The 14,147-nt window shown below is 59.2% G+C and carries 9 protein-coding genes; 4 read left to right on the top strand and 5 right to left on the bottom strand.

The features are described from left to right. The first annotated feature begins 141 nt into the window (after positions 1 to 141). Positions 142 to 4,104, top strand: coding sequence for a magnesium chelatase subunit H (locus tag NW849_RS11620; protein WP_414357767.1), 3,963 nt, complete (start codon positions 142 to 144; stop codon positions 4,102 to 4,104). Positions 4,105 to 4,206: 102 nt separating this feature from the next. Beyond that, positions 4,207 to 4,581, top strand: coding sequence for a DUF6883 domain-containing protein (locus tag NW849_RS11615; RefSeq protein WP_414330567.1), 375 nt, complete (start codon positions 4,207 to 4,209; stop codon positions 4,579 to 4,581). Between the two features lie 269 nt (positions 4,582 to 4,850). Here the strand turns inward: NW849_RS11615 and NW849_RS11610 are convergent, their stop codons facing one another. The 3 genes from NW849_RS11610 to cphA all read right to left on the bottom strand — a co-directional run bounded on the left by NW849_RS11610 (position 4,851) and on the right by cphA (position 9,050). Next, on the bottom strand, positions 4,851 to 5,681 hold the full coding sequence (locus tag NW849_RS11610; RefSeq protein WP_414357766.1) for a prepilin peptidase: 831 nt from the start codon (positions 5,679 to 5,681) through the stop codon (positions 4,851 to 4,853). Positions 5,682 to 5,830: 149 nt separating this feature from the next. Continuing rightward, positions 5,831 to 6,031: a hypothetical protein gene (locus NW849_RS11605; RefSeq protein WP_011432545.1), complete on the bottom strand. Its 201-nt coding sequence runs from the start codon at positions 6,029 to 6,031 to the stop codon at positions 5,831 to 5,833. A gap of 322 nt (positions 6,032 to 6,353) precedes the next feature. Then, positions 6,354 to 9,050, bottom strand: coding sequence for a cyanophycin synthetase (gene cphA / locus NW849_RS11600; protein WP_414357765.1), 2,697 nt, complete (start codon positions 9,048 to 9,050; stop codon positions 6,354 to 6,356). A gap of 257 nt (positions 9,051 to 9,307) precedes the next feature. On the opposite strand from cphA, the gene NW849_RS11595 reads away from it, so the two are divergent. Beyond that, positions 9,308 to 11,584 carry a ComEC/Rec2 family competence protein gene (locus NW849_RS11595; RefSeq protein ID WP_414357764.1) on the top strand — a complete coding sequence of 759 codons (2,277 nt, stop codon included), beginning with the start codon at positions 9,308 to 9,310 and terminating at the stop codon, positions 11,582 to 11,584. 87 nt (positions 11,585 to 11,671) lie between these two features. Then, positions 11,672 to 12,658: an ABC transporter substrate-binding protein gene (locus NW849_RS11590; RefSeq protein WP_414357763.1), complete on the top strand. Its 987-nt coding sequence runs from the start codon at positions 11,672 to 11,674 to the stop codon at positions 12,656 to 12,658. Positions 12,659 to 12,784: 126 nt separating this feature from the next. On the opposite strand, the gene NW849_RS11585 is transcribed toward NW849_RS11590, so the two are convergent. Then, positions 12,785 to 13,564 carry an exonuclease domain-containing protein gene (locus NW849_RS11585; RefSeq protein ID WP_414357762.1) on the bottom strand — a complete coding sequence of 260 codons (780 nt, stop codon included), beginning with the start codon at positions 13,562 to 13,564 and terminating at the stop codon, positions 12,785 to 12,787. A gap of 76 nt (positions 13,565 to 13,640) precedes the next feature. After that, on the bottom strand, positions 13,641 to 13,916 hold the full coding sequence (locus NW849_RS11580) for a hypothetical protein (protein ID WP_414357761.1): 276 nt from the start codon (positions 13,914 to 13,916) through the stop codon (positions 13,641 to 13,643). Positions 13,917 to 14,147: the final 231 nt, after the last annotated feature.

Raw genomic sequence — 14,147 nt, 5'->3', positions numbered from 1 at the left:
CGCGTCAGCGGGACGGAGTCCTTTCGCGTCAGCGGGACGGAGTCCTTTCGCGTCAGCGGGACGGAGTCCTTTCGCGTTAGCAGGACGGAATCCTTTCCCCGGTTTACCCAATTTTTGCATTGCACGACGGAGAGCGACCGCATGTTTACTCTGGTTAAGCCCATCACCCGCCACGTTACCCCTGCCGAGGTAGGGGATCGCCGCTTGATGAAGGTGGTGTATGTGGTGTTGGAGCCGCAATATCAGAGTGCCCTGACGGCGGCTGCGCAGCGCATCAATGCCCACAACTCCAAGCTGGCGGTGGAGCTGGCCGGCTACCTGGTGGAGGAGCTGCGGGATCCCGCGGGCTATGAGGCTTTTCGGCGGGATCTGGAAACGGCCAATGTCTTTATTGGATCCTTGATCTTCATCGAGGACATTGCCCAGAAGGTGGTGCAGGCGGTAGAGCCCCTGCGGGAACGGCTGGATGCGGTGGTGGTGTTTCCCTCCATGCCGGAGGTGATGCGCCTGAACAAGATGGGATCCTTTTCTATGGCGCAGCTGGGACAGTCCAAGAGCGCCATTGCCCAGTTCATGCGCAAGCGCCAGCAGGGATCCAACTTCCAGGAGGGGATGCTGAAGCTGCTGCAGACCCTGCCCAAGGTGCTGAAGTATCTGCCCTTCGACAAGGCGCAGGATGCCCGCAACTTCATGCTCAGCTTTCAGTATTGGCTGGGGGGATCCCGCGAGAACCTGGAGAACTTTTTGCTGATGTTGGCGGATCGCTACCTGCCGGGGATGCGGGATCAGGTGCAGTTTGCCGAGCCGGTCACCTATTTGGAGATGGGCATTTGGCACCCCCTGGCACCCCAGATGTTTGCCAGTCTGGCGGAGTATTTGGATTGGTACAACGCCCGCGAGGATCTGCCGCAGGACGTGAAGGATCCCTTGGCTCCCTGCGTGGGGTTGGTGTTGCAGCGCACCCACCTGGTGACGGGGGATGATGCCCACTACGTGGCCATGGTGCAAGAGCTGGAGTCGCGCGGGGCGCGGGTGGTGCCGGTGTTTGCCGGGGGTCTAGATTTCTCCAAGCCAGTGAACGAGTTTTTCTGGAACGCGCAGAAGACAGCGCCCATTGTGGATGTGGTCGTGTCGCTAACCGGGTTTGCCCTGGTGGGGGGGCCGGCGCGGCAGGATCACCCCAAAGCAGTGGAAGCGCTGCAACGGCTGAATCGCCCCTACATGGTGGCGCTGCCCTTGGTGTTTCAATCGACGGAAGAATGGGCCAGCAGCGATCTGGGCCTACACCCGGTGCAGGTGGCTCTGCAGATTGCCATTCCCGAGCTGGACGGGGCCATTGATCCCATCATCCTCTCAGGGCGGGACGCGGCCACCGGCAAAGCCCATGCCATGCAGGATCGGATCGAGCTGATCGCGGCGCGGGCCATTAAATGGGCCAATTTGCGGCGCAAGCCCAAGCTGGAGAAGAAGATCGCCATCACCGTCTTCAGCTTCCCACCGGACAAAGGCAATGTGGGGACAGCAGCCTACTTGGATGTATTTGCCTCTATTCACCGGGTGATGCAGGCCCTGGCCCACAACGGCTATGACCTCGGCCCCGAGCTGCCCAAAACCCCGCAGGAGCTGATGGAGTCCATCCTGCACGATCCCCAGGCCCAGTACGCCAGCCCGGAGCTGAATGTGGCCGCCAAACTGTCGGTGCGGGAATACGAGGCGCTGACACCCTACGTGAAAGCCATCGAGCAATACTGGGGGCCAGCGCCGGGGCACCTGAATACCGATGGGCAAAATCTGTTGATCTACGGCAAGCACTTCGGCAATGTGTTCATCGGGGTGCAGCCCACCTTCGGCTATGAAGGGGATCCCATGCGGCTGCTTTTTTCCAGGTCAGCCAGCCCTCACCACGGCTTTGCCGCCTACTACACCTACCTGGAGAAAGTGTGGGGGGCGGATGCGGTGTTGCACTTTGGCACCCATGGATCCCTGGAGTTCATGCCGGGCAAGCAGATCGGCATGTCGGGCGAGTGCTATCCGGATAATCTAATTGGATCCCTGCCCAACCTGTACTACTACGCCGCCAACAACCCCAGTGAGGCCACTATTGCCAAGCGGCGGGGCTACGCCTGCACCATCAGCTACCTGACGCCGCCGGCAGAAAACGCCGGCCTCTACAAGGGGCTGCAAGAGCTGCGGGAGCTGATCGGCTCTTACCAAAGCCTGCGGGAAGGGGGGCGCGGCATTCAGATTGTTAACACCATCTGCGACAAGGCGCGGCTGGTGAACCTGGATAAGGATGTGGATCTTCCTGCGGGGGATGCTGCCCAGTTGAGCCTGGAGGAGCGGGACACGGTGGTGGGCAAGATCTACGCCAAGCTCATGGAGATCGAGTCGCGGCTGTTGCCCTGTGGTCTGCACGTCATTGGAGCGCCCCCCACAGCAGAGGAGGCGATTGCCACCTTGGTGAGCATTGCCAGCATCGACCGCCCGGAAGAAGGGATCCTGGGTCTGCCGCGCATTCTTGCCCAAAGCCTGGGCCGGGACATCGACGAGATCTACCGCAACCGAGATCGGGGGCACCTGGCGGATACGGAGCTGCTGGATCGCATCAACAAAGCTTGTCAAAAGGCAGTGGCAGCTCTGGTGCAGGAGCAGACCGATGCCCAGGGGCGGGTCTCTAGGGTGGCCAAGCTCAACTTCTTCAACATGGGTCGGCAAGCGCCGTGGCTAATGGCCCTGAAGGAGGCGGGCTACCCACAGGTGGATCCGGATCTTTTGAAGCCCTTGTTTGAATTTCTGGAGGAGTGCCTGAAGCAAATTACCGCCGACCAAGAGCTGGGATCCCTGCTGAGGGCCTTGGAAGGGGAGTACATTTTGCCGGGGCCAGGAGGGGATCCCATCCGCAACCCCAATGTGTTGCCGACAGGGCGCAACATCCACGCTTTGGATCCCCAGTCCATCCCCACGGCAGCCGCCATCCAGTCGGCGGAGATGGTGGTGGAACGGCTGCTGGCTCGCGAGATGAGCAGTAACGGTGGCCGGTACCCGGAAACCATCTCGGTGGTGCTCTGGGGCACCGACAACATCAAGACCTACGGGGAATCCCTGGCGCAGGTGCTGTGTTTGCTGGGGGTGCGACCCAAACCCGATGCCCTGGGGCGGGTGAACAAGGTGGAGCTGATCCCCTTGGAGGAGCTGGGCCGTCCCCGAATCGATGTGGTGGTGAACTGCTCTGGGGTATTCCGGGATCTGTTTGTTAACCAGATGGACCTGATCGACCGGGCGGTGAAGCTGGCGGCCGCAGCGGTGGAGCCACCGGAGCTGAACTTTGTGCGCAAGCACGCCTTGCAGCAGGCAGAAGAGCTGGGGCTGACCCTGGAACAGGCGGCGACGCGGGTCTTTTCCAATGCGTCTGGCTCCTACTCGGCCAACATCAACCTGGCGGTGGAAAACAGCTCTTGGGAAGATGAAAGCGAGCTGCGGGAGATGTACCTATCCCGCAAGTCCTTTGCCTTCGGCTCCAACCTGCCCAACCAGCAGATGCGACAGCTCTTCGAGGCCAGCCTGAAAACGGTGGATGTGACCTTCCAGAACCTGGACTCCTCGGAGATCAGCTTGACGGATGTCAGCCACTACTTTGACTCGGATCCCACCAAGCTGGTGCAGAGCCTGCGCCCGGATGGCAAAGCCCCCTCTGCCTACATGGCGGATACCACCACGCCCAACGCCCAGATCCGCACCCTGAGCGAAACCATCCGTCTGGACGCCCGCACCAAGCTCCTCAATCCCAAGTGGTATGAGGGGATGCTCAAGCACGGCTACGAAGGGGTACGGGAGATCGCCAAGCGGTTGGTCAACACTTCGGGCTGGTCGGCCACGGCAGGTGCGGTGGACAACTGGATCTACGAAGAAACCAACGAGACCTTCATCAAGGATGGGGCCATGCGGCAGCGCTTGATGAACCTCAACCCCCACTCCTTCCGGCGCATTGTCGGATCCCTGCTAGAGGTGCATGGGCGCGGCTACTGGCAGACTTCCCAGGCCAATATCGAGCGCCTGCAGGAGCTGTATCAGGAGATCGAGGACAGAATCGAAGGGGTGGAGTAATTAATATGGTTGTTTCAGGTTAGCGTGAGACGTCTGGGCTACTGTTCGCGCCAGCGGGACGGAGTCCTTAGACCTTACGTGAAGTCGGCAAAAGCTGCAACCATGGCCGGATCCTTGCCCAGGGCTTCTGAAGCAGCAGTGGATCCTGCCAAGTTCGTTGATTACTCTATGAATCCAGCTAATCCTGGAAATCAAGGCAAGTGGATTGCCTTTGCAGAGCTTGGCTATGATGTCAGTACACCAGAGGGAAGAAGGGTGGGATTTGCTCACATTCTGCAACAGGTTACTGCTGCTCTGCCTTGCGCCTTAGCCGGGGATCCGTTTCCAACACCCTATGGAAGCCGCTATCGAGTCAAGATTGAAATTTTGGGCCTCAATCAGAAAAAAGGCACTTTAGTGACCGTGTGGCAGGTTGATAAGGAAAGTTTAATCCCTCGTTTGGTCACCAATTGGCTAGAGGTACACAATGATGAGTAAAACCACTTCTAGAATCAAGCCATACAGTAGAGTCAAAACTGTGGCAGATGTCAAGGAGTATTTCAGCGAGACCACTATTCCTGCTGGAACTCAGGGATCCATTGTGGAATGTTACTCAGATCCCACTGAAGGCTATGCGGTTGATTTAGCGGTTCCGGATTTGAGCTTGGTAGGAGGTTTTCGATATTTTAATCTCATTCTTTTTCCCGATCAGTTTGAAGTCATAGATCCCGAAACATGAAGTATCCAATGTTGAATGGACGTTCCCTCTACCCCACCAATCCGGCCCAGCGTAGGTAGCCCTCCACCAGTTGGGATCCGGCCAGAGCCGCTACCCCTCCACCCAAGGCCAGGTAGGGGCCAAAGGGGATGGGTTTTCCCAGGCGGGCTTGCCCCAAGCCTATAGCCAGCAGGCTGCCCACCAGGCCAAACCCGCAGCCCAGCAGCAGGGTGACTGTCACCCCCTGCCACCCCAACCACATGCCGATCACAGCCAACAGCTTGCCATCTCCCCCACCCATGGCCTCCCGCCGCAAGACCCACTGGGCCAAAAGGCCAATCCCCTCCAACAGCCAGAGGCCCAGCACAGCTCCTGCAATCCCTGCCACCAGTGACAGACCCGTAGCAGCCAGGGATCCGGATCCCTGTAGCCACGGCAGAGCCAGGCGGGCCAAAAGCCCCACCACCAGGCCTGAACGGGTCAGCTCCTCCGGCAGCAAAAAGGTATCCAGATCGATGAGCGCCAGGGCCAACAGCCAGCTCAACAAGACGCAGGTGAGGATCCCTTGGGCAGAAAACCCCAAAGCGCCGATGCTGAGGGCAAACAGGCCCATTGTCAACGCCTCAACGGCAGGGTAGCGCCAGCTAATCTGCGCTCCACAATGGCGGCAGCGACCGCGCAGCAACAACCAGCCTAGGATGGGAATGTTCTCCGTCGGGCCCAGCGGCGTCTTGCAGCTTGGACAATGGGATCCGGGATAGAGCAGAGAAAGGCCCTGCGGCAGGCGATAGACCACCACGTTCAAGAAGCTGCCCACACAGGCCCCCAGTACCAGTACCAGCACCCAGCCCAGTAGGTGCAGCTCCCAGGTGCTGTTCACATCAGCGTTGCTTAGCCACATCACGCGAGCGTTGCGCAGTAGGGGAGAGCCTTGAGCGTGGCAGCGATTCCCATCGCGTCGGCGGGACGGAGTTCCCAAAGGCAGAAGAGGAAGGGGGGATCTGCTCTGTCAGCGTAGCTCCTTGTGTCTCACCGCAGCGGCTCCAATTGCTGCAGCGGAATAAAAGTTTCCTGGGGCAGCAGAATGGGAAACTCGGAAAAGATCAGATCCCCTCGCAGGGTACGGCGGTGAATAACTACCCCCCGCGGAGGTTGCTCCAGCACTTCCGGTCGATACTGCAGATGAAATTGATAAATCTGGCGAGCCGCTTGAAGCAGAGCGCTGTCCATGAGCTGTTTTCCTTGCCAAATTCACAACTACCCTAACGACATTCCCATCGCGTCGGCGGGACGGAGTCTTTAGACCTTTTGGGATCCCCAAAGTTCTGTCTGCCATCCCTCAGACTTTTTTAGAACGGTTAAGGCTTCTGAAAAGCCGAGGATCCCCTGAGCCGAACACCTGCTGCTTCCCAAAAGACAAGTCACCCGCCCCCGCCAGCCTAAACTTAGGATATCGCCGCCGAGGACTTATGGGTCACCTCCGCCCACTCAATTCTCGATGTCTGTCCAGGAATGGAGGCCATAGAGCACTCTGGAGTTGTCGGCAGCCAGCCTAAGACAGTTTGACGTCAGGGCTGGGGGAGATCAAATCTGGGCCGATGCTGTAGGAGGAGCCACGGTAACTGGGTTTGGGATTGAGCTTGTCTTGAAAGCGGGTGATGATCTGGATGGTGCGCTGCACATCTGCCGGAAAGATCACCACCAGGTCTCCAGGTTCGGCCTTTTCCAAAGCGGTTTCGATGGCAGTAGCCTCATCCAAGATTTCCTGCAGGCGATCCCCTGCCTTTTCCTGTTCCCAACCCTGCCGGATTAGGGCGGCCACCTCGCCTGGTTCCCGTCCTCGCCGGTCATCATCTTCTTTGACAATGGCTCGGTCGAACATGCGCGCTGCCAAGACTCCCAGCTCTCGTAGGTCGCTGTTGCGCCGATCCCCAGGCCCGCCGATAACCCCAATTTTTCGTTGGCAATCCCAGCGCTCCAGGGTACTTTGAATGGCTTCGTAACCTGCTGGGTTGTGGGCATAGTCCACCAACACCTGGTAGCCCCCTACATCAAACAAGTTGAGGCGACCGGGGGTCTGGGCTACAGAACTGGTGAAGGTGCCCAGCGCCATGCGGATGTCGTCGATGGAAACCCCGTGCAGGAAGGCTGCCAAAGTAGCGGCCAGCACATTTTGGATCATGAAGCTGGCCTTGCCAGAGAGGGTGAGGGGAATTTTGGTTACATCTTCTATGCGCAGTTTCCAGCCCCGTTTCAAAATTGAGATGTGGCCCTCTTCATAGACAGCTGCTATGCCCCCGGAAGCAATGTGCTTTTGAATGAGGGGATTTTCCGGGTTCATGCTGAAATAGGCCACTGTCGCCTTGACATTGGCGGCCATGGCGGCCACCAGACCATCATCGGCATTCAAGACAGCGTAGCCCCGCTCGTGTACCGCTTCCACCAAGACGGATTTGACGCGGGCCATGTCTTCTAGGGTTTCGATATCCCCCAACCCCAGGTGATCTGAGGTTACGTTGAGCACCACGCCAATATCGCATTCCGGAAACCCCAGCCCCTCTCGCAAAATGCCGCCTCGCGCCGTTTCCAGCACCGCCACTTCTACGGTGGGATCCCTGAGCACCAGGCGGGCGCTGTGGGGGCCGGTCATGTCTCCCTTGGCAATTTGATGGTTTTGGATGTAAACGCCGTCGGTGGTGGTGAAGCCGACCCGCTTGCCGATGCCTTTGAGGATGTGGGCGATCAGGCGGGTGGTGGTGGTTTTGCCGTTGGTGCCGGTGACGGCCAGGATAGGGATGCGGGTGTGGCTGCCGGGGGGAAAGAGCATGTCGATGATGGGCTCAGCCACATTGCGCGGGATCCCTTCGCTGGGGGCCAGGTGCATGCGCAAACCCGGAGAAGCGTTCACCTCGACAATGCCGCCCCCGGTTTCGTTGACGGGCTGGGTGATGTCCGGACAGATGAGGTCGATGCCCGCCACATCCAGGCCGATGATCTGAGCTGCCCGTTCGGCGATGAAGGCGTTGTAGGGGTGGATGATATCGGTGCAATCGACGGCAATGCCGCCGGTGCTCAGGTTGGCCGTGGACTTGAGGGTGCAATGTTCTCCTTCGGGCAGCACGGTATCCAGGGTGTAGCCTTTGCTTTCGAGGATGCGCAGGGTCATGTCGTCAACGCTGATTTGGGTCAGCACGTTTTCATGGCCAAACCCCCGTCGCGGATCCCTGTTGACTTCGTCGATCAGCTCTTGAATGGTGGAACGGCCATCTCCCACCACATAGGCCGGGATCCGTTTGGCCACAGCCACCAGCTTGTTGTTGATCACCAGCAGGCGGTAGTCATCCCCCACCAGGTGCTTTTCCACCAACACCACATCAGAGTATTGTCTGGCAGCGTCGTAGGCGATCTCGGCGGCTTCCAGGCTGGTGATGTTGACGGTGATGCCCTTGCCGTGGTTGGCGTTGAGGGGCTTGATCACCACCGGAAAGCCCCCGACATCCTCGATGGTGGCTGCCAACTCGCTGCGGCGACGCACCGTATAGCCCTTGGGCACCGGGATCCCCATGTCCTGCAGCAGCTCTTTGGTGGCCCGCTTGTCGGCGGCCAGGTCGGTAGCAATGATGCTGGTTTTTTCAGTGGTGGTGGCTTCGATGCGCTTTTGGTAGACGCCGTACCCCAGTTGCACCAGGGATCCCTTGTTGAGGCGCAGATAGGGGATCCCGCGCAGGGCGGCCTCGTCCAGCAAAGCTTGGGTGCTGGGGCCGAAGCGGACGTTCTCTCGGATCTCTCGCAACTCTTGAATGTCCAGTTCTAGGTCGCGGCGGTAGTCTTCTCCATCCACCAAAGCCTGACAGAGGTAGACTGCAGCTTTGGCCGCAAAGCGCCCGGCCTCTGCCTCTTGATACTCGAACACGACGTTGTAGGTGCCGGGGGTGGAGGTTTCGCGGGTGCGGCCAAAATCCACTTTCATGCCGGCCAGGGTCTGCAGTTCCAAGGCCACATGCTCCACCACATGGCCCATGAGGGTGCCCTCTTCCACCCGTTGCAAGAATCCCCCATAGCAGCCGCGGGAGCACTGGTGTTCCCACAATCCCGGCAACAGGGCCTCCAACCTTTCTTTGAAACCCGGGATGGTGTTGGTGGGTCGCTCCTGCAAGTCTTCCAGATCAAGCCGCATTTGAATCAGCTTATGACGACGGATGCTCCAGTAGTTGGGGCCACTGAGAACGCGGATGGATCGGATGCGCATAGGGTCTAGGGGAAACAGCGGGGAAGGGGACAGATAACTTAGGGTCGTTTTAGGGTCGTTTTCAGGATGCCGGCGCAGGAAACTGCCAAGGACTACATCCCGCTGGCGCGACCAGCCCTAATCTACACTCCCTTTGCCAAGGTCGAGAAAGAGTATCCTTTAATACAATTCTTTCGGCAGGCGAGCAAGGTTAAGACAACGCAATGGATCCCGCTTGACCACATCGGTACAGTGGGGGGCAGACGGGTCTGCGGCACATGGAAAGAACCTATCTGCTGGGGTTGGGCTGGATCTTGGGCCTGCTGGTGCGGGCTTGGCCCCAGGCTGCCGGGTGGGGCTGGGGGATCCTGCTGGGATTGGGGCTGGCGGGATCCCTGCTGTGCCGGCGGCAACCGCGTCTGGCCCGCACTTGGCTGGCGATGGGGCTGGTGGGGTGTCTGGCTTGGAATTACCTGGGTTGGCGGCAGCCTTTTCCCGGGCCGACGGATATCAGCCTGTTGGCCCCCCAGCAGCAGATGAACTTGGTGGGCACCGTCCTCTCGGAACCCCGTCCCACCCGCAGCGGACGGCTGCAATTTTGGCTGAGAGCAGAGCAGGTGCTCAACGCCGACTCCACGGCCCGCCAGGTCAGCGGCAAGCTCTACGTCACCACCGGCCCTGAGGCCCTCCAGGACAAGGATCTCCACCCCAACCAACGGGTGCGCCTGACGGGATCCCTGTACCTTCCCAGTCCGGCCTTGAACCCGGGCAGCTTTGATTTTCAAGCCTACCTGCAGCGCCAGGGGGCTTTTGCCGGCTTCAGCGCCCGTGAGGTGATCCTGCAGCCGGGGGGAAGAGGTTGGGGGGGCTGGGTGTTGCGGCGGCGGGTGCGAGAGGCGTTCGTTGCTGGATTGGGGGAGCGGCAGGGGAATCTGTTGGCTTCCTTGGTGCTGGGATCCGGGGCCGCCCAATTGGATTTCGACTTGCAGGATGCCTTCCGGGAAATCGGCATGGCCCATGCGCTGGCCGCTTCTGGGTTTCATGTGTCGCTGTTGGTGGGGGTGGTGTTTGTCCTAACACGGCGGTTGGCGGTGCGCCTGCAGCAGGGGATCATTCTGGCAGTGCTGGGGCTTTACATTGCCCTGACGGGGTTCAGCCCTTCGGTGTTGCGAGCGGCACTGATGGGGGCAGCAGCCATGGTGGTGCTGACGGAGCCGCGCCTGGAAGGAAAGGTGAAGCTCAATCCCCTGGGGACGCTACTGGTGGCGGCAGTTTTGCTCTTAATCTACGAGCCGCTGTGGATTACAGACCTGGAGTTTCAGCTCAGCTTTGCCGCCACCCTGGGCCTGCTGGTCGGAACAGCCCCAATTGTTTCCCGGCTGGACTTTTTGCCTCCGGCTGTGGCCACCGCCTTGGCCGTTCCTCTGGCCGCCCAGATCTGGACTTTGCCGCTGCAGGTGGCCATCTTTGGCCGCATCCCCACCTATTCACTGCTGGCCAACCCGCTGCTGCTGATTCTGCTGGTGCCGCTGCTGGTGGCGGGGTTCGGGGTGGCCTTTGTGGCTTTACTCTCTCCAGGGCTGGGATCCCTGCTGGCAAGGCCCCTAGGGCTGCTTCTCACGCCTTTGATCAACTGGGTGAGCTGGATAGCCGGTTGGCCCTTCAGCTCCTACTACACCGGCGGAGTTTCTCTGCTCCAGTGCTTGCTCCTCTACGGCGCGCTGGTGGCCCTAACCTTTTGGCCGCGGTGGCAACGGGCTTTCCGCTGGCAGGGCACTGCCTTGATCCTGGTCGGGATCCTGTTGGGGCCGGGGTTGTGGCCGGGGCCAGCCGTTCAGATCACCGCCTTGGCCAGTGGACGAATTCCCATCCTGGCCATTCAAGCGGAAGGGCGCCACCTCTTGCTCAACAGCGGGGATCCCCGTTTGGCAGAACGCACGGTGTTGCCCTTTTTGCGGCAGCGGGGCCTGCGCCGTCTGGATGGAGCGGTGGCCATGACCTCCGCCGGCTCTGCCAATGGCGGCTGGGAGATCCTGCTGTCGGCTTTCTCCAAAGGAGTACGTCCCGCCAACGCGATTGGGCAATTCTGGGATGGGGGAGGGGCTAATGCGGCTTCCGAAAGTTACCTGCGCTCCCTCAGTGCTGTGCAAGCTGCCGGGATCCCCTATCGAGTGTTGCAGCCTGCCGACCGGATCCCGGTGTCGCAGCGGTTGAGCCTACAGGCCATCCACACCAACCCCCTGGTGTTGACTTTAGAAACAGAGGGATCCCATTGGCTGCTGCTGGGCTCTGCCGGCACCCATGTGCAAGCCGAGCTAACCGGATCCCCGCTGATGCCGGCCCAGATCGACTGGCTGTGGTGGGACGGAGGATCCCTGATCCTGGATCTGTTGGAGCGCTTTCAAGTGCAGGCGGGCATCAGCTCTGGCCCTGTCAGCGAAGCAGTGACTGCCTGGTTTCGGCAAAAACAACGGCCCCTCTACGTAGCCGATCGAGCTGGAGCGGTGAGCTGGTCGCGACGGGGGGTGCAAACCCTGAAGGCGCAATTGGACTGAGCCGTGCTGTAGCCTGAAATACAGACTCGATGGGTTGCAGAAAGCAACAATCAATTGTTCTTTTCTCAATCCATCCAGAAGCCCAGAATGATGAAACGTCGCGATCTCTTGAAATACGGAGCAGCTTGTTCTGCCGCGCTTGCTCTGCCGGTGCAGCAGGTTCGTCGCGTAGAGGCGGCAACCTCCATGTCCTTTCAGTTTGATTGGAAGTTTAACGCCCAGTTCGCGGGCGTGTTTGTGGGGATCGATGCCGGTTTGTACGCAGAGAAGGGTATCGCACTTGAGCCTCGGCCCTGGTCGGATGGGGTTAATGTGGTTGCCGAGGTAGCTATGGGCAAGGCTGACTTTGCCTGTGCCGAACAGAATCTCATTCTTGCGGCTCAGGCTGATGGTGCCTCTGTCAAGGCGATTGCGACAATGTTTAAGGCCTCACCCTATGGCCTGATGACCACCCCGAACCAGTCACTTTCTAGCCTGGCCGATCTGCGAGGCAAGCGAGTTGGTGTACATCTGGATGGGCTGAAGATCATGGCGCTGGTCAAGGGGGTGAACGGCATCGAAGATATCGAGGTGGTGGAGATCCCCTACAGCAACAAGTACGAACGTGTTCTATCGGGTGAGTTTGCCGCTGTACAGTGCTACGTGATCGACGAGCCCATTGGGGTTGCGAAGCAGTTCGGCGTTGAACCAAAGGTTCTCAAACTTTCGGATCACGGCCTCCTCTCGACAGCACAGACCATCGTAGCCTCGGAGGCGACGCTGGCCGATAAACCTGAGCTTGTTCGTGCCGCTATGGCAGCAACTTTCGAGGGTTGGAAACGGGCTCTAGCCGATAAACCCAAGACGGCAGCCATGATCGTAGAAAGGTTTGTCCCTGAGGGATCCCCCTACAAGGATGTTGCCTATCAAACCCGTACTCTTGAGCTTCTCGATCCCTATGTCACTGCAGGGGGCCGGTTGGGCGAAATCGATCCCACTGTTTGGAAGAAAGCAGCGGAACTCATGATGGAATACGGAATCCTGGAGAGCTTGCCTGATCTGACCTCAACTCTGGCTCCTGGCTTCGTCAGCTAAACTCTTCCTTGGCAGATGTAGCCCAAAGTTCGGGTTCATAGTTAGTATAGGATTATACCAAATTGTGTGGCCAAGGTGTGGGTTTGGAGGGCCCCATTCGTAGGATCGTCGCCAGACCATTAGCCCTCAATCCGCTGCCTCAGCCGCAACACTTCTTTCCGCCAAGGCTTCCACCTCGTCACGGCGATACAGATAGGCTCCGCTGCGGCTAGCGCGTGCCATTAGCCCCGCAGTTTCCATCTGTGCACGGGCTTCGCGAGTAGAACAGCCCAAGATTTGTGCTGCTTCGCTAACTGGGATCCACTGCCGCCCAAAACGGGCCAATATTTGTTCTTCCGGTTCACAATACACCTGCTGCAATAGCCGCTCTGCCAGCAGCCAACAGGCCAAGGCATCGGCTGCGGCTCGGTGGGAGTATTTTCCCCCCGCCACCAGCGGCCCACCCAACTGCAACTGAAAATGTTCCACCAAAGCGGGCAAACTGCGGGAGGGCAAATCCGGCAATAACAGCCGTGCCAACTGTAGGGTGCAGAACTGATCTGGTTTCGGTCGGACAAATGGGATCCCTAGCCGCCCGTATTCCATTTGCAAAAAGCCGTAGTCGAAGGCGAGATTGTGGGCCGTCAGCGTTCCTGACTCCAGATCGGCTTGAATTTCTGGCCAAATTACCGCCGGGTCAGATCCCTGGGCCACCATCTCGGGCGTAATGCCTGTCAATCGCACAATTGAGGGGGGGATGGGAATGCCGGGATCCAACAACCAAGCCCTGTGGTCGAGAATACCTTGCTCTAGACTGGCCTTGAGCAGTGAAATTTCGATGACCCGTTGCCCAGGCACACAGGATCCCGTGGTTTCCACGTCCACAACCGTCAGGGTCTGGTGACGCAAGCGACGATAATACTGCAAAAGTTCCCGAGAGCGCACAACCGGATGGAGACAAAGACCAACCCCATCTTCGCCCGCAACAGGGATTCTTATACCCCTACACCTGCAGCGGTTCCCTGAAACAAGCGGGCAGTTGCCAGCACATCTCCAGCCAGTTTTTTAGCTCTTCCGGTTGGCCCATGAGGCTCATTTCCACCAGCAAAATGGCGGCCCGGTCGGCGGCGCCTTTGGATCCGAGACGAATTAGGGCAGACAGGCTCTCTTCCCGCCAGCAGATGGATACCCCCTGCCGGATCAAGGCCTGGGCGGCAGCGGGAATGCACGAGGGTGGCACCTGGATGTCTCGCCGCTCGTAGTCGACAGTAGGTAGCATGAACGGCAACCCAAATCTTTATTATGTTTTAATCTTCTTCCCTTTTCGCTTGTCCGTCACGGGTCTTTGCAAAGTATGAAGTAATCTTTTGTAAACTTTGTAGAGTTCTCGACATCGTTGAGAACAGTGGGCGAGCAAGCGCGGGATCTCTCGCGGGATCCCTGGAGAAAACTTAAAAGATAGCGGCGATTTCTCAGCCTCATTTCCCCACAGCCGCGAGAATGGCTGCAT

It is taken from the genome of Synechococcus sp. R55.3 (assembly GCF_047461975.1).
GTDB lineage: Bacteria > Cyanobacteriota > Cyanobacteriia > Thermostichales > Thermostichaceae > Thermostichus.
This window is presented reverse-complemented; position numbering and strand designations above follow the sequence as displayed.